This window comes from Vibrio sp. T20 (genome assembly GCF_007858795.1).
Taxonomy (GTDB): domain Bacteria; phylum Pseudomonadota; class Gammaproteobacteria; order Enterobacterales; family Vibrionaceae; genus Vibrio; species Vibrio satsumensis.
Genome location: NZ_VFEB01000093.1, coordinates 70,404 through 89,174, shown reverse-complemented (window position 1 = coordinate 89,174; position 18,771 = coordinate 70,404). Strand labels below are relative to the sequence as shown.

At 43.5% G+C, this 18,771-nt stretch carries 18 protein-coding genes; 9 read left to right on the top strand and 9 right to left on the bottom strand.

Annotation, left to right across the window (positions count from 1 at the left end; translation table 11 throughout):
* Positions 1-43: 43 nt before the first annotated feature.
* The gene (locus FTW16_RS12045) at positions 44-937 is read left to right on the top strand and encodes an EamA family transporter (protein WP_146491243.1); all 894 of its coding nucleotides are present in this window, start codon (positions 44-46) and stop codon (positions 935-937) included.
* Between the two features lie 42 nt (positions 938-979).
* Here FTW16_RS12045 and FTW16_RS12040 read toward each other — a convergent pair whose 3' ends face one another.
* On the bottom strand, positions 980-1,744 hold the full coding sequence (locus FTW16_RS12040) for a helix-turn-helix domain-containing protein (RefSeq protein ID WP_146491242.1): 765 nt from the start codon (positions 1,742-1,744) through the stop codon (positions 980-982).
* Positions 1,745-1,872: 128 nt separating this feature from the next.
* Here FTW16_RS12040 and FTW16_RS12035 point away from each other — a divergent pair, with 128 nt between their 5' ends.
* Positions 1,873-2,604, top strand: a complete 732-nt coding sequence (locus FTW16_RS12035) for an SDR family NAD(P)-dependent oxidoreductase (protein ID WP_146491241.1) — start codon at positions 1,873-1,875, stop codon at positions 2,602-2,604.
* A 447-nt stretch (positions 2,605-3,051) separates the two neighbouring features.
* The gene (ihfA, locus tag FTW16_RS12030; protein WP_004734853.1) at positions 3,052-3,348 is read left to right on the top strand and encodes an integration host factor subunit alpha; all 297 of its coding nucleotides are present in this window, start codon (positions 3,052-3,054) and stop codon (positions 3,346-3,348) included.
* Between the two features lie 264 nt (positions 3,349-3,612).
* Here ihfA and FTW16_RS12025 read toward each other — a convergent pair whose 3' ends face one another.
* Entirely contained in the window at positions 3,613-4,389 is a 777-nt protein-coding gene (locus tag FTW16_RS12025) for a RelA/SpoT domain-containing protein (RefSeq protein ID WP_146491240.1), read from the bottom strand.
* 324 nt (positions 4,390-4,713) lie between these two features.
* Between FTW16_RS12025 and FTW16_RS12020 the strand changes: the two genes are divergently transcribed.
* On the top strand, positions 4,714-5,367 hold the full coding sequence (locus FTW16_RS12020; protein ID WP_146491239.1) for a thiopurine S-methyltransferase: 654 nt from the start codon (positions 4,714-4,716) through the stop codon (positions 5,365-5,367).
* 116 nt (positions 5,368-5,483) lie between these two features.
* On the opposite strand, the gene purT is transcribed toward FTW16_RS12020, so the two are convergent.
* The 5 genes from purT to sbcB form a co-directional block, all read right to left on the bottom strand.
* Positions 5,484-6,659, bottom strand: coding sequence for a formate-dependent phosphoribosylglycinamide formyltransferase (gene purT, locus FTW16_RS12015; protein WP_146491238.1), 1,176 nt, complete (start codon positions 6,657-6,659; stop codon positions 5,484-5,486).
* 167 nt (positions 6,660-6,826) lie between these two features.
* Positions 6,827-7,714: a cytidine deaminase gene (gene cdd / locus FTW16_RS12010; protein ID WP_065676922.1), complete on the bottom strand. Its 888-nt coding sequence runs from the start codon at positions 7,712-7,714 to the stop codon at positions 6,827-6,829.
* Positions 7,715-8,071: 357 nt separating this feature from the next.
* Complete coding sequence (locus FTW16_RS12005; protein ID WP_004734865.1) at positions 8,072-8,749, bottom strand: LrgB family protein; 678 nt, start codon at positions 8,747-8,749, stop codon at positions 8,072-8,074.
* Positions 8,750-8,751: 2 nt separating this feature from the next.
* On the bottom strand, positions 8,752-9,123 hold the full coding sequence (locus FTW16_RS12000) for a CidA/LrgA family protein (RefSeq protein WP_004734867.1): 372 nt from the start codon (positions 9,121-9,123) through the stop codon (positions 8,752-8,754).
* Between the two features lie 25 nt (positions 9,124-9,148).
* Positions 9,149-10,573: an exodeoxyribonuclease I gene (sbcB, locus tag FTW16_RS11995; protein ID WP_146491237.1), complete on the bottom strand. Its 1,425-nt coding sequence runs from the start codon at positions 10,571-10,573 to the stop codon at positions 9,149-9,151.
* A 956-nt stretch (positions 10,574-11,529) separates the two neighbouring features.
* Here sbcB and FTW16_RS11990 point away from each other — a divergent pair.
* From FTW16_RS11990 to FTW16_RS11975, 4 genes are read left to right on the top strand one after another with little or no spacing between them, the layout of a single operon-like run.
* Positions 11,530-11,964 carry a DUF4402 domain-containing protein gene (locus FTW16_RS11990; protein WP_146491236.1) on the top strand — a complete coding sequence of 145 codons (435 nt, stop codon included), beginning with the start codon at positions 11,530-11,532 and terminating at the stop codon, positions 11,962-11,964.
* Positions 11,965-12,016: 52 nt separating this feature from the next.
* A complete protein-coding gene (locus tag FTW16_RS11985) occupies positions 12,017-12,454 on the top strand; it encodes a DUF4402 domain-containing protein (protein ID WP_146491235.1) in 438 nt (145 codons plus the stop codon).
* Positions 12,451-13,161, top strand: a complete 711-nt coding sequence (locus FTW16_RS11980) for a molecular chaperone (protein ID WP_146491234.1) — start codon at positions 12,451-12,453, stop codon at positions 13,159-13,161. Before FTW16_RS11985 ends, FTW16_RS11980 begins: the two co-directional genes overlap by 4 nt.
* Positions 13,162-13,208: 47 nt before the next feature.
* Positions 13,209-15,647 (top strand): carboxypeptidase-like regulatory domain-containing protein, encoded by a 2,439-nt coding sequence (locus FTW16_RS11975; protein ID WP_146491233.1) that lies wholly within the window; start codon positions 13,209-13,211, stop codon positions 15,645-15,647.
* 15 nt (positions 15,648-15,662) lie between these two features.
* Here FTW16_RS11975 and FTW16_RS11970 read toward each other — a convergent pair whose 3' ends face one another.
* A complete protein-coding gene (locus FTW16_RS11970) occupies positions 15,663-16,511 on the bottom strand; it encodes a sterol desaturase family protein (protein ID WP_146491232.1) in 849 nt (282 codons plus the stop codon).
* A 40-nt stretch (positions 16,512-16,551) separates the two neighbouring features.
* Positions 16,552-17,565: a DUF2804 domain-containing protein gene (locus FTW16_RS11965; RefSeq protein ID WP_146491231.1), complete on the bottom strand. Its 1,014-nt coding sequence runs from the start codon at positions 17,563-17,565 to the stop codon at positions 16,552-16,554.
* A gap of 170 nt (positions 17,566-17,735) precedes the next feature.
* Between FTW16_RS11965 and FTW16_RS11960 the strand changes: the two genes are divergently transcribed.
* Positions 17,736-18,770, top strand: coding sequence for an AraC family transcriptional regulator (locus tag FTW16_RS11960; RefSeq protein WP_146491230.1), 1,035 nt, complete (start codon positions 17,736-17,738; stop codon positions 18,768-18,770).
* Position 18,771 lies beyond the last annotated feature (1 nt).

Genomic DNA, 18,771 nt, shown 5'->3' with positions numbered 1-18,771 from the left:
TATTGTTCAAGGGATACTCTTTTAAAACAAAGGAGGGGTGAGTATGAAAAGAAATGATTTGTTGTTAGCGGTATTTGTGATGGCAATTTGGGGATTCAATTTCTCGATGATAAAAATGGGTGTGACCAACGTTCATCCGTTGTTGGCAACCGCCGCGCGTTTCTCGTTAGCGGTTATTCCGGTGATATTTTTTGTGGCAAGACCGAATGTCGCTTGGCGTTACTTAGTCAGTTACGGCTTTGTGTTCGGTGTGGGTATTTGGGGTATGGCTTCATGGTCGATCACCGCTGGGTTATCTTCTGGGCTTTCATCGGTATTGCTTTCAAGCAATGTGCTTATTGGAATGGCAGTTGGGGTATGGGTTTTCAAAGAAAGTGCGTCGGTTCGTAAGTTAATTGGTGCGATGTTAGCCCTGTGTGCACTTGCAGTTTTAGTGTCGGCGGCGAAAGGGAATGTCACCGTTAATGGCGTTATCTTGATTATGATTGCAGCGTGCAGTTGGACCTTAATGGGCGTGATTGTTAAGGCTTCCAAAACTAAGCAGGCGTTTGCGTTTAATGTGTGGGGAATGCTGTTTGCACCAGTGCCGTTGGTGTTGTTTGCTGTGATGTTACACGGGGATCAAATCGTCTGGCAGGGGATTGAACAGTGGGATTGGAACACAACGATTGCGGTGCTGTTCCAGGCTTATCCAACCACGCTATTTGGTTACTGGGTGTGGAACAAGTTGTTAATCCAATATCCATTAAGCACAACCGCACCGTTAACCTTGCTCGTGCCAATCTTTGCATTGATCAGTGGTTACTTTATGTATGACGAGGTGTTGTCTGTGGCTCAGGTTGTTGCATCAATACTGTTTCTTGTCGGGATTGGTTTGATTGTGAAACCTGCGAGTGCGGCTCTAACCGATAAGGCAACTAAACTCGTAAAACAGTAATTGCACAATGTTGTTAGAACAATGGGCACTGTTAAGGCATACCTAAACTAAGTTTACTGGTACTTTGAGTTTTGGGTGGAAGATACCTTTGGCGCCCATGTCGACAACGGCATAGTCGTTGACTCCTTCAGTCATTCGGCTATGCGACTGACTGATCTTTAGGGTTTCGAACATTAACTCCTCAAGCTTGGTGTTATATTCTTTAAATTCGCCTTCGGTCAGCCTAAGTTTGGTCGTAATAAAGTAAGCTTGTTTGTTACTTACATCGATATATTGCACGGCCTGTTTTAGAGCATCTATGACTTGGTTTTTGAACATGACGCTAAATCGCGCTTGTTCAGAGAAAGCTATATTGGCAGGTACAATGACATGGAATTTTAAGCCTAATAACATTGTTATTAGTTTTAACTGTTCAAGTTTCCTTAGGTAGATATACAGTGATGGCTCGTTTAAGTCAAAACTGGCCATTAACTGCTGGGCGTTTGCTCCTTCATTGACAATCTCGTGGAAAATCGTAAACAACGGTGGCTCTTTACAGAAGGCTGTGTCTTGCTCATCCGTAAATAATGACACCGAAGCTGAAGCTAATGCTTCTTCTGCTTCTGTGATAAGGGCTGATAAAGGAAGCTGAATTAATTTACATATCTTCTGTAACTTCAAAATAGAGAGCGATTGATGGCCGTTCAGCAATCGTTTAATGCTTATTTCGGAAACTTCTGTGAATTCTGAAACTTCTTTATAAGAGATACCCGCCTTTTTTAAATGGCGTTTGATTGTTGTGCAAATTTCGTCGTCAAGTGCGCCCATTACTCTATACCGTCACTATTTTATGCACTTAAGGTAGCACAAAATGTCACTTTTATAATTCTCTTTGAAATATAAGCGATCATTTTTGATACTTCCTTTCGGTAGTAGGTGCTATTTGAGAGGTTAAGATGAATTTAGGGTTAGAGAATATAAATGTTGTTGTCACTGGCGGTTCTAGTGGAATTGGGGCGAAAATAGTTGAAGGCTTTGCTAACGAAGGGGCGAATGTTTGGTTCTGTGGCCGTTCTCAACATCGGATAGATAAGCTGCTTAAACAACTTGGAAAAGCGTCAAAGCAAGTTGTCGGAAAAGTGGTCGATGTCCATGATTTGGCACAAATGAAAGCTTGGATCGAGTCAATTCCGAATATCGATATTTTTGTACCCAATGTAAGTGCACTCTCTGATGAATGGGAAGATGTTCTGCAAAAAGACATTGCAGCCACGCAACAGGGCATTGCGTTAGTTTTACCTAAATTGCTTGAGTCGCGTTGCGCAGCAATCACCTATATTGGGTCGAAAGCGAGTGGATATACAGTTTGTAACGCCAATGCTTATGGAGCAGGGAAGGCCGCGCTAGCCCATTATATGAAATCCTTGTCCTTGACTTACATTCCTAAGGTGAGAGTCAATACTGTTTCGCCTGGAGACACATATATTGCTGATGGTTTATGGGGGCGGTGTAAGCGTGAAGATCCGGACACTTTCCAGAAAGTTATCGATAGAAATCCAATGGGTCGCTTAGCTACCCCTGAAGAAGTAGCCAACGTGGTGACCTTTATTTCTAGTCCTGCTGCGAGTTTTGTCTCGGGAGCTAACTGGTATGTTGATGGTGCATCAACGCCTCATGTGCAATATTAGCTATGTCGGTATAAACTATTCACGCCGATTCGAATTAAATTCTGAAATGATACAAATCTCATATTTAATACTGATCATTTAGTAACCTCTGTTGAGTTCGATATCAAATCAAGTAGCTGATTTTATTGAGTATCGGAGAAAAGTCTCAAAATTTATTATTTATATCGTTAAAGTTTTTAATTCTTATTTATTGTCTTGTTTTGGAGTTTAACTCTGATTGGTGGCTTGGGAATAGATGTTTTTTAGCTATATATGTAAATTTACAAGCGCGTTATCTTTCTGATTTGAAAGAATAATTAAATAGTTGAGATAAAAAAGTTGGCGAAAATCAGAAGCTTGGCATACACTTTCCTTGTAAACGGCCTTATCTTATTGATTGGATAGGGTAAATGCTTTGGCGCTACTGGCGATGGTAGCAATGTATAACATAGCTTTGAGGAAAGTTTTATGGCACTCACGAAGGCCGATTTGGCTGAGAACCTGTTTGAGACACTCGGATACAGCAAGCGGGATGCCAAGGAAACGGTTGAAGTGTTTTTCGAAGAGGTTCGTAAGGCACTTGAAAATGGCGAACAGGTAAAACTGTCTGGTTTTGGTAATTTTGATCTTCGCGAGAAAAACGAGCGACCTGGTCGTAACCCGAAAACTGGTGAAGACATTCCAATTTCTGCTCGACGTGTTGTTACTTTTAGACCGGGACAAAAACTAAAGGCCCGTGTCGAAAATATTAAAATCGAGAAGTAGCCAAGCAATAGACCACGCCTAGCGTGGTCTTTTTGTATGTGACGTCTAATTTTAAACTGCGTTAAAACTATTCCCTTTATTCTTATCTCTATCCCTATCTCTATCTCGTCTAGCTTTCTAGAGCTATGAGCCGATAGATTCACTTTGAGCTTTTCGGCTAGCCACGCTGCCTAACTGATCTTCAGAATGTAATATAGCCAAAAAGAAAGGGCTGCAAATTAATGGCAGCCCTTTGAGTTGATATTCTGTGGTGTTCTAAACGGTTTACGCGGCTTTAATATGAGTCGTGATATACGGCTGCCACGCTTGTTGGTAAAGCTCTAAAGATTGACGTCTTAGGCTATTGATTTGCGCTGCTTCGATGTCGTTGATTGGGCGTTTTTCTGCAATTGCGTGACGCTCAATGCCTTGGATGATTTCGTATAGTTCGTGCTCTGGGCCACTTTTCACATCAGCAATCGCTTTCAAGTGAAGTTGAACTTCAGCAATGATGTTGGTTTTCGGCAAACGAACTAACAGGTTAAGGTCACGGTAGCCAGAATCAGCAGGTGACTTAAACTTGTTTTTCAATTTCACAACGTCCGCTTCACGGCTTAGTGATTCGTACACTTCAACCAAGCTCTCTACATCGTTCGCGATGATAGTTGCACGAGCTAGGTCGGTAATTTTTGTTACGTCACCATCAAGCTCAAGAGCGATTTTTTCTTCTGCACGAGCTTGAGATTTAACACCTGCGAACAAGGCTTCTGAGTTGGTAAGTAGGGCAGTACTTTTACAGATAGTTTCTAGCTCAGCTTGTGCTTGGTGAGCTTTGCTGTACAGAATATCGAAGTCGGTATAAGGCTGAGTCGGACGTGAGTCAAAGGCTTTAATGCCATACAAGCCGCTTAGGCTATGGCGGAATACATTTGATGAAACTTGGTTTTGCGCTGGAGTGCGCGATTGATCAGTTGAACTCGTTGAAACAGGTGCTGCTGCGAATGCAGGCGCTCGGCTCAATACTAGAAGCATTAGGGCCGTCGTACGGAGAAATACACTCATTCAAACTCCAAAATACAAGGTTACAAAAAACGGGTAGCCAAAAGGGGTAACCAGTAACGCATAAGAGTAAAAACAGCTTAACTAAACTCACTACATATTAAATGGGGCTAGCTAAGGCAGAAACCAACTCTAACGTTTAATATTGCTTTAAAATGTGAACATATAGACAAATAATTCAAGCGTTGGTTCCGCAATTTTAAGAACTTTGAACTTAGCCAGTTTCTGATTCTGCCGAAACCAATTTGGTACTTTAAACCAAGCTAAGGTTGCTCTTACCTCTCTATACTGTACTCTTGCATTATGACTGTTTAACATGAACGAAAGATGAATAATCCTGAATTTTGGCACAATAAATGGGCAGCCAACCAAATTGGTTTCCACCTCGAAGATGTAAACCCACTTCTGATTAAATTTTGGGAAAAGACTGAGACTAGCTACGAGAAGAGTGTGTTTGTTCCACTTTGTGGCAAAAGTGAAGATCTGATTTGGCTAGCTTCAAAGCATGAAGATGTTCAAGGTGTCGAGTTAAGCCAGATTGCGGTTCGCGCATTTTTTGCAGAGCACCTTTACACGCCGACTGTGACTCAAATTAGCGGTCAGCACGAGCTGTATCAATTTGATGAACTGAACATCTATACAGGCGATTACTTCACTGCACCTATCCAGCCTGTTGATACCATTTATGATCGCGCGTCTTTGGTCGCACTGCCTGAAGAGATGCGAGTGCAGTACGTAGAGCGTTTAAAACAACTGCTGAAACCGGGTGGAAAGATCCTTCTGGTCACTCTGGATTATGACCAAAGTGAGATGGCAGGGCCTCCGTTTAGCGTACCTAAACTAGAGATCGATCAGTTGTTCTCTGGGTACAAAATCACATTGTTGAATCAAGATATTGCGGACGATGAACATCCGAAGATTGTTAAGAAAGGTTTGTCTCGCTTCTGTGAAGAAGTGTATTTGATTGAGTCAGACGCTTAAGTTCAGTCTGCTTAGTTAAGCCAACAGATAACACCAATAAAAACGACGGGCTCGATAGCCCGTCTTTTTTTATTGTTCAGATTTGAACTCGTGATTGTTCAGAATTGAATGGCAGGTTAGTAAATCACTTTTACTTTTGACGCGCTCTCAATTGCATCTTCAATCGCTGTCTCAGTGCTGTTGCGACGAGTAAGCGCCACACCTAGGCGGCGGCGACCATCGATATCAGGCTTACCAAACAAGCGAATTTGCGTTTGTGGTGCGTCTAGCGCCTCTGTAAGACCTTCAAAACGAATGTTAGTTGAAGTGCCTTGGCCTAGAATAACCGCTGATGCACAAGGGCCGTATTGCGTGATTGATTTGATCGGCATACCAGTAAAGGCACGTACGTGCAGTGCGAATTCCGATGAGTCTTGAGACATCAGAGTTACTAAGCCAGTATCGTGTGGGCGAGGGGATACTTCGTTGAAGATAACGTGATCGCCTTTAACAAACAGCTCGACACCAAAGATACCATGACCACCTAGTGCGTTAACCACTTGTTCAGCCGTGTATTGCGCGGCTTTAAGTGCATTGTCTGACATCACTTGTGGCTGCCATGATTCACGGTAATCTCCGTCTTCTTGGCGGTGACCGATAGGCGCACAGAAGTGAACACCGTCGACTGCGCGAACGGTTAGAAGGGTGATCTCGTAATCAAAGTCGATGAAGCCTTCAACGATTACACGCCCAGCGCCAGTGCGACCGCCTTCTTGTGCATAGTCCCACGACTTTTGGATGTCTTCTTCGGTTTTGATAACGCTCTGGCCTTTGCCTGAAGAACTCATTACTGGTTTAACAACACAAGGCATGCCGACAAATTCAACCGCGGCAGCGAAGTCTTCAAAGGTGTCTGCAAAGCGGTAAGGAGAAGTGCTCAGTTTTAGCTCTTCTGCGGCTAGGCGACGGATACCTTCTCGGTTCATCGTTAGCTTAGTTGCGTTAGCTGTTGGAACGACATTCAAGCCTTGCGCTTCTAGCTCTACCAATTTGCTGGTGGCAATAGCTTCAATTTCAGGAACCACATAATCTGGCTTTTCTAGTTCAATGATGGCTTGAAGTGCATCGCCGTCTAACATGTCTAATACATGGCTACGATGCGCAACTTGCATCGCTGGTGCGTCTGCATAACGGTCACAAGCAATAACTTCCAAACCTAAACGTTGGCACTCGATAGCAACTTCTTTGCCGAGTTCACCTGAACCTAATAGAAGTACACGAGTAGCATTTTCACGAGTAGCAGTACCAAACATAGAAATTCCTTCCGATCTTTTGAACGATTGATTGAAAACGGGGAGATCATACTTATTTTAATGACAAAAGCAAACGTTTGCGCTAGCTGTTTCGTTAATTGCAGGGATAAAAAAAGCAGCCTCGTTAAATGGGGCTGCTTATTTAAATTTTTGTTAATTAGATGTGCTTAGATTGCTAAGTAAGTCACTGGAATGTCTGGATTAATCGCTTCTAATGTAGATTGCGTATCCGCAAGGTGGCTGATGCTACCTTCTGCGATTTCAACCAAAGCAGCACTTTCAATTTGTTCAAAATCGAAGCCAGCCAGTTTAAGTTGAATCAACGCCACTTGCAGAGGGGGTAGGCTCGGGTTAAACGCGGCATTTTCTGCATAAGCACCCGTGAAGATCTCACCTGACGTCAGTTGTAGTGAAACACCACTTAGGTTTTTGGTGTAAGGAGCATGGCTGCGGTTTAGTGCTGCTAGCGCTTCCACAACAATAGGCGTTGTTTCTTCGGTCGTGTATTTATGATCAAGCTTCGTCATTAGGCCAGTTGTCACACCTAAATCAGCAGGGCCGAATGAGTCTGGCAGGTACTCTTGCAGAGACATTTCATCACGTTGTGGAAGCTGAACTTTAAGTTCTTTTGCTGTTGTCAGTTCGTTCATGAATTGACGGCAGTGACCACAAGGACTGAAGTTGATCGTGATATCTGAGATACCTTGTTCGCCTTTCATCCAAGCGTGGCTGATTGCAGATTGCTCTGCGTGTACTGTTTGGCCAAGTTGAGCACCAGCGATTTCAAGGTTTGCACCAAAATACAGAGTACCGGACAAACCGCGCACGATTGCACCAACATAAAAGTCAGATAACGGAGCGTAAGAATACGCTGCGGCAAAAGGAAGTAGTGCAATACGTAGCTCGTCATCCGCTAAACCACTTGCTTGCAGTAAGCTAGCAAATTGTTCTGGAGACAATGTCGCGTCAAAGTTGTCTGCTAATACGATGTCACTCAAAAGTGCTTTGATTGCTGTTGGAGCACTTTCCAGCGCCAGGGTAATACGACTGTTCATGTTGAATCCTTAATTGACCTTAGGCTTTAATTCTATGCAATGCTCAGGAATTTTCTGTGATATCGATCACTACTGCGCTGTTGTTGTTACATTGGTTTGCATAATTAGAGTGAGGTCACAGATGAAATCGATTGCAAGAGCAAAAACTACCATTGATATCCCACTTATTGGCGCTAAACAGAGCGCGATTTGTCTGCTATGGCTGACTAAATGCGAAAAAAAGCCCAAGCCAACACTGAAATAATCAGAGTTCTGCTTGGGCTAATTGGATATTTGTCACGCTTTAAAACCACTAGCTATATCTATCAGGTAACCAATGAACAATCAGCGTTTAAACTGCACTCACGGTAACGGTGGTTAAGAATAAAACCAAACTACAAGCGAAAATATACTCGGTGCGATGATTGAGGTAATGACGCCACAAAGTACAAGAGCCAAAGAACTGAATGCTGCATCTTCCTGATTCTTTTCAGCACAGGTTGCAGTGCCTAAAGCGTGAGACACAGTACCCATGGTTAAACCACGGGCGATAGGGCTCTTAATACCAATGAGATTGTAGATTGGATAAGCAAAAATTGCCCCAAACAGACCAACAATCAATACCAGTATTGCCGCAATCGCTGCTTCACCACCTAAATGGCTTGATACTTCCATCGCAATTGGCGTGGTGACTGATTTGCCTAACAAACTCGCGATCAAAGTTAAGTCCGCTTTAAAAGCCACTGCGATTAATGCCGTTGTTGTCATCGACATTACACTGCCTAGCGTGCAAGCAAAGGTAATGATGCGCCAGTTGGCTCTGATTTGAGGTAGCTGTTCATAAAGCGGGTAGGCAAGTGCAACAACCGCAGGCTGAAGCATGTAGGTAATCCAGGTGTTATCAGCATAGTAAGTCTCAAACGGTACTTTGAAGAACGTGAGAATCGGAATGATTATACCAATGCTGATAAGCAACGGGTTACACAGCGGCGAGTTTACTTTTTGGCTTACCCAGCGAGCAAACAGGAATACCACGATGGTGAGTAGAATCCACATGATCAATTACCTCTCGAAAGCAAGCGGTCTAAGAACCATGATAAGGACACCAACACCAGTAATGTGCCACCAACGGCGCTCGCCATAATTGGCAATGCGTTCGCGATGAGCATGTCGAAGTGATCCATCAACCCGACACTGATCGGAACAAATAGTAAGATCATTAGGCGGATAATCAAGCTTGCACCGGGCTGTACCCAGTGGGAAGGAACAATACCAATCACCATGGCGGCAAACAGAATCAACATGCCAAAAATACTGCCTGGGATTGAGGTATCCAAAAAGTGCTGTAACGCATTACCTGCTGTAAGAGCACCTATGATTAAGGTGAAGGAGATTAAGCAGTAAACCAGTTGGATCAATCTTTCTTTCAAAGTGTTACGTCTCTTGATAATGGAATTAGCTAGCTAACTTTTCTACGTATTGATAAACCGCTTTCAAGATAGCCATTTTCTTCTCGTCGCTTTCATGTTCGTGCGCGAGGTTTTCAAGGTTGAGCATGTACTCTTCTAAACGGCTCTCATAAAATTCACGACAATGGTTCGCCCATTTCAATTGTTCAGCTTCGTCGAGCGTCCATGGGAAATTTCGAGCACGGTAACGGAACAGTAGCGGTTTAATACGTTCGTCACTGAAGGTGATATCCAAAGCTGCTAAGTTATTTGGGTCAGTTTCGCGAATGATGTTCATTGCTGTTTTATCAGCAGGTGAAAAGAAACCGTCGTAAAGGTGTGTATCAACATCATCACTCTTCTCGTACTCACGCTCTTGCGAGTAGAGGCCGATCAGTTTTTCGCGGATCTCTGGGTGTTCACGAAGCAGTGCTAGGTTCTTTAAGCATTGTTGGCGATCGATACCGATGGTTTCGGCATTTTCAGCCGTCAGTGTTTTGGCTGGCGCAAGAATAGGGCACTTGTTCAGTTGAACCAATTTGATTGGTACGGGTAGCTCGTCTTCACCCAGTTCACTGCGTTTGGTGTAGAGCCTGTCTCTGAGTTCATCAGCATCCAGTTCTAATAACGGGCTTGGATCTTTAGCTAAATCAACCACGATAACGGCATTCTGATTGGTTGGGTGCCACGCCATAGGCACAACCCAACTTGTGTAGTTGCAGTCTCGACCAAACATGCCTGAAACGTGCATCAATGGTGTCATGTTTACGATATCAACCAGGTCATTCAGCTTACGCTTATGACGCATGTTGTAGAGGTAATCGAACATCTTAGGTTGTGCTGCTTTCAGCTTCTTCGCTAACTCGATGGTCGCAATAACATCGGCCATTGCATCGTGCGCGTTCTCATGTTCAATGCCGTTTGCCACAGATAGGTGTTCCAGTTTGAAGCTTGGATAACCTTCTTCGTTCTCTGGCCAAACAATGCCTTCAGGACGCAGTGCGTGAACAGCGCGCATTACATCTAACAGATCCCAACGTGAGTTGCCGTTCTGCCAGCTCCACGCATATGGGTCAATGAAGTTTCGGTAACAGGTGTAACGCGTTACTTCGTCATCGAATCGAATACTGTTGTAGCCAAGGCTTGTGGTGTTTGGTTTGGCTAACTCAGCATGGATCTTAGCGATAAACTCTGGCTCAGGAAGACCTTGTGAGGCAGCCTTCTGTGGTGTGATACGGGTGATCAGTGCTGCTTCAGGTGCAGGGAGGTAATCAGCAGGAGGTTGGCAATAGATAACCAGAGGCTCTCCAATAACATTGAAATCTTGGTCGGTACGAACACCCGCAAACTGACTCGGACGGTCTTTTGCTGGGCTAACGCCCCACGTTTCGTAATCGAAAAAGAAGTAGGTCGGCTGATTATCTGAACTCATTGAAATTCCTGAACAGCAAGCGCAGAACGTTTACTGTGGCTGAAGGTTAGTTTTGTTCAGTATCTGATAGTATGCGGTACGCGTGCAACCCAGATCACAAATAAATTGCAGGAAAGTGCTGCATTCCTATTCAATCAGACCGCTATCGGGGGAATGGAGCCTCAGATTGATTATTTCTTGGCAAGATGAACCAACAAAGTGCTGCGGTTAAAGTGCTCGAAGCGGACACAATTTGGAGGGGCGAGTAAGCTCTGGACAGCCAAAGCGCTCTGAGTCTAGCAATGAGTGTGTTACCGCTTTTATTTACCTTACATCAAGCTTTCAATGTCACGCGCTTTTCTGCATTCAACGCTCGTGAGAAATGAAACTGAATAGGTCATTAGAGCAAATCACAGAATCAGTAATTAATATCAAATTATTCTTCTTTTTGGACGTTATTTAATAGTCTTAATCACCGTAATAAATAATGATTTGATATGTCTTATTTTTAATACACTATCAATAGTGAGGTTAAATAATTAACCCCTGGCCAGTTATTATTTCAATTTTATTACAAGGTTAAGGTTTCTCCAGTTTGTTTCAAATTTGAGACTTTATTGCAACATGCTGATCTATATATGTCGTTTTTTAGTCTGACTTCAAATTTATCTCGTATTGTATTTTTTAATATATTCTAAAAAATTAGGTGTGCTTGATTAAATAAATAGATTAATTAACTGATTAGGATGTAAAACAAGTTTTATATATTGTTTGATGAAATGCTCCAATACCATTATTTTTATTAGTGTTATTTCTATCAATTTGCGTGATCTTATTCTCACTGCGTCCCATTTCTTTATAAATAAGTGTCAATATATATATTTTCTAAATAGGATTATTGCTACTTAATTGTTAACTCTGGTTGACTGTTAGGTAACCCTAATAATAAAACCGATTTTATATAAAGGATTAAAGAAATGAATAAAGTCTTTAAGGTTGTTGCTGTCTCTGCACTTTCTATCTCTTCAGCTAATGTTTTCGCTGTGAGTGACACTTTTGATGCAACACTAGAAGTAAAACAAGCAATTACAATGACAAAAACGAGTGATTTGGACTTCGGTATCATCACTTCAGACAACACAACAGATGTTGTTATCGCTCAAGGTGATGCAGGAGCTGCGGCATTTACTCTTTCTGGGGAGGCTGGTGATGCAGTAACAGTAAGTATTTCTGATACTAACTTGGTGAATGGTGTAAATACGATTGCAGCTGAATTTGACTTTAATAATGCTATTACCCTTACGGGTGGTACTGCGGATCTTAATATTGGTGGTACTGCACGTACTTCAAGTGCGACATTAGTTGCTGGTACATATACTGCTAACGTTGCAGTAGATGTTACTTACCAATAAATAAATGAAACCAGTATAATATTACGGCTGTTGCAAAGCAGCCGTCTTTACTATGAGTATTCTATTCAAATACGCGATTTATATCGGTCTGATTTTTTATTCTAGCCCTTTTCATGCGCTAGAAATTATTCCTGAGAATATGGAAGTCAAATTTGCAGGCATGTATATCTCTGGATCGGGTCAGAATGCGGATTCAAACCCAGCCAATAGTCAGGTTTATGTGGTGCGTTTTTATGTTGAAGGTGAGCCGGGTAAAAAAATCGTGGTTTCCCTCCCTTCTAAGCAATACCTAAACCATTCTCGTAAATCCAAGCGCCTGCGTATTAGAAAGTTTTATTTTGGTTGCGGTTTATCCAAGCGAGGTCGAGCCAAAATCAAAGGGAATGGAAGAAGCAAATTATTGTGTATTGGCGCCAAAGTGAAAATCGGTGCGAACCACCCCGCAGGACTTTACACCGGTACAATCCCTTTTGAGGTTAATTATAAATGAAGTTGTTTATCTCATGTGTTCTCGGCTTAATCTTCACAACACAAGCCTATGCTCAGCTACTTATCGCTCCGACTCGTTTTGTCTTGGATGCCGACACTTCGGTGACTGAAAAAATCGTCGTCGAAAATAACTCAGATCAACCGATCCGCTTGGAGATAAAACCGATTTATCGCCCTGTAAAGGCGAGTGGCTTGGTTCGAACTGACGCTAATATTGCTGAATCGGAAGATATCGCGAGTTGGATTAAAGTGTCACCACCAATAATTCGAGAACTTAAACCCAATCAAAGACGCACGGTTCGCTTACGTATGAATGCTCTGCCTGCTGACATGGCTGATGGTGAATATCGTGCTTACTTGTGGTTTTCCCCAATAGCAAAAGCCATAGAGTTATCAGACATTGCGTTGTCTTCAAGCAAAACCAACAGTGATGGTTCAGCCTTTCAATTGAACTTTCACATCAACAGTTATGTACCTGTTTATGTTCAGAAAGGTGAGCAGGTACAAGATGTTAAGTTTGCGTGTGACAGCCAAAGCATCAAGATTCGCAACGATGGTAACTTTCAGTTTACTGCGAAATTGAATGTCGACGAGCATAGCGAAAAAGTGGTGCTACTTCGTAATGCTGAATTAACTAAGCCTTTCCCAAAAGGGTCGAAGATCTCACTGGTTCAGAACGAACAGCCTCTGTACGAATGTGTTCTGTAGTGCTCGTTTCATTGTCGCAGACTCTTTAAAGGCTAGTGTTCAATCGCATGCTTTGGCGACTTTTGTTACTCGCTTCACTGTTTCCTTTTGCTGCGTATTCGGAATCTAAAGCAGAGAGTGAGGCGAGTGAACTCTATCCAGCCCATGTTGAAGTTCGAGTCGGGAAAGTGGGGGATAGCTTTTATCGTGTCATGATGGATGATTACGAAGAGCCTTTTATTTCGATATCCAATGCCGCTTTTTATCTGCTCGAAATGAATGGTCAGTGTGATGAGAGCGGATATTGTGAACTGTATTTGCCCCAAGATGTGGGAAGAGAATCTCCTCCGTACATTTTAGATACCGAACAAGCCATCTGTTATCGCGATGACAACAATATCCAGTCGATCAAATATCAAGTCATCGACTCAGAAACTTACATCCATTGGTATAGCTTACAAGCTTGTATACCGGCTAAAGTGCGTTGGGATATTGATGACTATCGGCTCACCGTTACTCCAGAATTCAGTTCATTGACTGAACTGGAAGCCGCTATTTCTAAGATGAAAAATGAATCACGTAAGAAGGCTGAGGCTCTCAAGCGAGCAGAAAACACGCCAGCTTTCGAGCCTGTTGACGCCGTGGGTTTGGCGAGTCGGTTAGCGACTTCGGTTTATCATGACAGTGAAACTGGCGGTGATGTTTACGCAATCTCAGACACCATATTAAGCACTGAGTACTCCTCGTCTCGCTTGTCGATTGATTCACGAGAAGATAATCCTATCGTTTATTACAACATTGAGGTAGAAGCTCATGACGGCGAAGGCTCTCTGGAAGTCGGCCATGTGTTATTAGATGGCAGCGTCTTTACCGTGAATCAAACCCTCGAAGATGGGCTCTATTATACCAATCGAAAGCGACAAACAGAGTTCGGCAACCTTCAACTCGAACGAACTACTCAACCAAACATCAGCATCGATGTTTTGGTCAATGGCATTTATCAAACCACTTATCGCTCTGATGAGTTTGGACGTTTCGTTGTTGAAGAAGACAATATTTCCCCCGGTGACACCATCAAGTTTCGCTACTACCTATCTAAAGGTGTCTGGCAGGAAGAAGAGATCACCGTTGCCGGTTTAGAAGATGCATTTCTGCCAAGAAACGAGTGGGGCGTACAAGTGGTGGGTAACGAAGGTGCAGACCGAGCGGGCGCTGTGTCACTTGAATATGGGCTTGCCGATTACTTCACCGTGGGTAGTGCCTTTATGAGGCAACATGGCAAAGATCTGATTGGCTTTCAAGGACGATATTTACCAGCGCACTGGTTTGCGGGTCATATCGGTTGGTTACCAGAGTTCGATCGCTTTCCAATGGAGTTTGATATCTTGATCAACGGCGATCAGTCGGCATCGATAGAGCTTAATAAAACCGATGAATTGGACTTAGAGTCAATGGAGTACGATGTTTTCAAATACAACCTGTCGCTTGCAAACCTAACAGCCTTTTTAGCGGTAAGAGATGATGATGACGAATTGAGCGTTGAACCTAAGCTCAACTTGAAAGTGGCTCGTAATCTGTTTGTCTCATATGCTGGCGACTATCGATACACCAAAGCTTCTCATCAAGAAGACTATCTACATACCATTGGTTTGGCCAAAAGTGGGTTCTCAGATACATCGTGGAATATCTCAGGAACTGTTGATGGCTCGGGTCATCATGAACGAACGGAACTATCCCTAAGGAATGCGTGTAAAGAGTGCCTGCTCGATCCGCTGGAGGTTTTTCAAGAGCTCACGACGAACGTATCGGCTCGCTATCAAAAGCATGAGGTTTCGTTTACTGCCTCTTTAGAAGCTCGTGTGAATCCTTATTTACTCTTTAAACTGGAAGGAACAGAAGACCGATACGGTGTCGAGATGACGACCGAATTCGGTGCTAAAACTTACTTTGATGAAAGCATTGGTGAGTTTGTTGAGTGGAATCGATACAACCATTCTAAGTTGACGGGCATTGTCTACGATCACCACAAACAGCCCATACAAGGCGTAAGCCTACAAATTTTGGACCAACGAGCGGTCAGTGATGCAAAAGGCCGATTTGAATTCTCAAGTGTTCCAGCTCGAGATAATCTGCCTATCTATATCGATGAAGGGGCACTCGATCTTAACCTGACACCGATTCAAAACCCTGTGTTTGTAAATACTAAACAGGTAGGTCTGACTCATGCTCATATCGAAATGGTAGTGTCATTTGGCGTCGATGGCACGGTAAAAGGTGACCTAGAAAACAGTGCTTATCTCCACTTTAAACATATCCAGAAAGGTACTGAGTATTCGAGCGAGATTGAGAGCGATGGCTTTTACATGGTGGAGGGGCTCATCGCGGGCAAATACATTGTGACTTTAGAAATGGGAGACAAGCGATACGTGCAAGGTGCCGACTTGAACGGAGATTTCTGGGTAAGCGACCTCACATTCAACCTCATTGATTTTCATAAGGTGTATTAGACCTGATCGCTTTGATTAGTCTGAAGGAGGCGAGAGTATCAATTGAACTTTCTGTTTCATGGTTAACTCTCGGTTGTTTAAATCTTTGAATATGGATTTCCATTCTTGAAAGGTGACCACTATCGGGTTAAAACTGTTTACTGGTTTAGTGACGCCGTAACGTACTATTTCAACTTCTGGCTCGAACGTACCGAATAACTTATCCCAAATAATCAGAACGCCAGCGTAGTTCTTATCGATGTATTGCGGGTTTTGACCGTGATGTACTCGATGATGCGAAGGGGTGTTAAAGATGTATTCAAATGGCCCTAAGCTCCGTATCCATTGTGTATGGACAAAGAACTGCAAACCTAGATTCAGAAGCACCACAAAGATGACCCATTTAGGGTCAAAACCTATGATGACCAACGGTACCCAAAATAGCCACATACCTGCGAATGGGTACATTAAACTCTGACGAAACGCAGTACTAAAGTTCATCTGTTCTGAACTGTGGTGTGCCACGTGTGCCGCCCACATCCAGCGAACGCGGTGGCTTGCCCTGTGAAACCAGTAATAGAAAAAGTCCTGTAGAACCATCAACACAATGAAACTCAGCACACCCATTTCGATATCCATTAAGTGCCAGCCGAATAACCAAAGATACAGTTGAACAATCAGTAATCCGGTTAACAAATCGGAGAGCTGGTGCATACCCGCCAACGTAAAGTTACAGAGCACTTCAGACAATTTATAACTCGAGTTGTCGGGTAATCGACCTTGCTTCTGGCCGATAAAATACTCGGCCAACATACAAAGCAGGAACAAGGGAGCTAAAACAAGCAGTAGCCATTCTGGGTGATTGATCAGTGAGTCGATATCCATTTCCGGTTCCTTTTTTCTTTTTGTTTCCCGACGAGGTGTGCTACCAGCGTGCGAAATGATCTTCAGTAAGACCAAGCACATTCTCTAGCTGATGGATGATCCCGTCGTTGTCTTGAATTGAGCCTGAAAAGTGGCCGATGAACTGTCGGAAGTTACTTTTAAGTACCCATAAGTTGAGTTTTTCACTGCGTCGGTTAATAGGGGTAAACGTCAGGTTGATGCGCCCATCTTGCGATGTTATCTGCCAAGGTAAATTAGTGTCTTGGCGACTAAACGTAAACTGTACTGGGTTAAGTAAGTGCCGGGTTCCATTCACCCATAATACGTTTTCGCAGCCTCCGGTTTCGTTCACGCCCGCCGCGAGGTTCAGGCCAATATCACTGCCATTGGATTGCGTGTTGATACTTGCCCAGCGCCAACTGGTTTCACATCTCATGTAACCCGCTGAAAAGTCATACCCAGCACGAGCTGGTTCGAGATCGAGTGATTCTTCTTTGATTTGGATGTCGCCCGTGATGCGCAAAGCATTGTGCTTTTGAGTGTAAGTCCAACCTGAATAACCGGTTGGGCTGCACATCGCCATGGGCAAGCTATCAGTTTCAGGCTCTAAAGCGATATCGGCCTTGATGAGTTTGGTATTCAAGCGAACTCGCCATTGTCCGCCTTCAATATCGAAAGTAATGCTTTGATCTGCAATGCTTGTCTTTCCTTCAAATGGTGAAGGCGTTACATGCTTATCAAACCCTAATGGCCTCAACCAAGATGACTCTTCCAGATGGTTGTTTTCTATGTCGTACAGATAACAAAATGCCGAGCCTAAGTAACGAATATCCGCGATAGCGACGCCGATAATGTGTGTGTCGGTGACGATGCTGACAAACTGGAATTGTTTGTAGTGGAAGTGCTTCTGCCAAGAGTTTGCTTTTGCATCCATCGAGTTTCGATAGTCAAAATTCTCTATGTTCAGGTGTTTAGGGATGCCATCGAAATGTCCGATGGTCGGCTGACCATTCGAATCAATCAAACTGTGTGGGGCTGGGCTGGTTTTTATCATTGCGATGGTTCACATAAATTTAACAACTAAAGCCATTGTGCGATGAGTCGCGTAGAATTGGGAGGTCATATTCGGACAAGAGCGCGTTACCAGTCACGATTTTGTCAGCATGTGTTGTTGAGGCTGAGTAGTCATATTTATGGGAATGTGCTCGATATAAGGAGAGACGATTGGAGATTATCGCGGAGTATAAGCCAACCGGACATCGGTATCAGTTGGGTACATTAGATATTACGCTGCTGTTAAATACGCTAGAGCAACGAGGCGTCGATATTGAAAGACTACTCATGGATGTGGGTTTAGAAACCATGGATTGGCGAGACCCGAATGGAAAGCTGACTTACGCTGACAAGCTTTCGTTGTTTAGCGCGGCTAATCAGAGTTTTCCTCATGATGGCTTGGGGCTTTGGTTGGGGGAGCACGCTAGCTTGAGCCACTTTGGTGTGTTGGGTTATGCGCTATCGACCAGTCAAAATGTCGGGGAGGCCATCAAGTCGGGCTTCAAGTATTTGCGCCTGAATGGACCTATCTTCTCGGTTAAATTGTTTCTAGATTCCGAGCAAGCAGTGATTCAGATTGAGAACACCTTGGAAGTGGGCGATCTGCTTCCTTTCTGCAGTGAGTATTTCTTGAGTTCAATCGTCTCTTTGTTCAAAGAACTGACTGGTCATGAGTTGGATATTCACACTTTGGCTTTGCCTTATGCTCGCACTAATTACGCCAAGCACTATGACGAGCGTTTCCAGTGCCCTGTAGTTTTTGAGCAGAGCCATTGTGAACTGCGTTTTGATGCCTCGGTTTTGTCACAAACCTTATTGACTCATGATGCAGCGACACTGAAGCGCTACCTTGCGTCTTGCCAGTCGATAGTTGAGACATTGGACTCGGAACATTTGCTGACTAACCAGATCAAAACGATCTTTTATCAAACCGCAGGCTGTTTCCCGAATATAGAACAGCTCGCAGACGAATTTGGTTGTAGCTCTCGCACGCTCAGGAGAGAGCTGGTTACTCATGATTCCAGTTATCAAGTATTGCTTACCGAAGTTCGAGTAGAACTAGCCAAAGAGCTATTACTTGGCACATCCATGAGCATTGATGATATTGGTGAAAGGCTTGGTTATAGCGACCCTGCAAATTTCAGAAGGGCGTTTAAAGGTTGGCTCAATAAAACGCCCGCGCAGTTCCGTAACGGTTTAAGTTAAA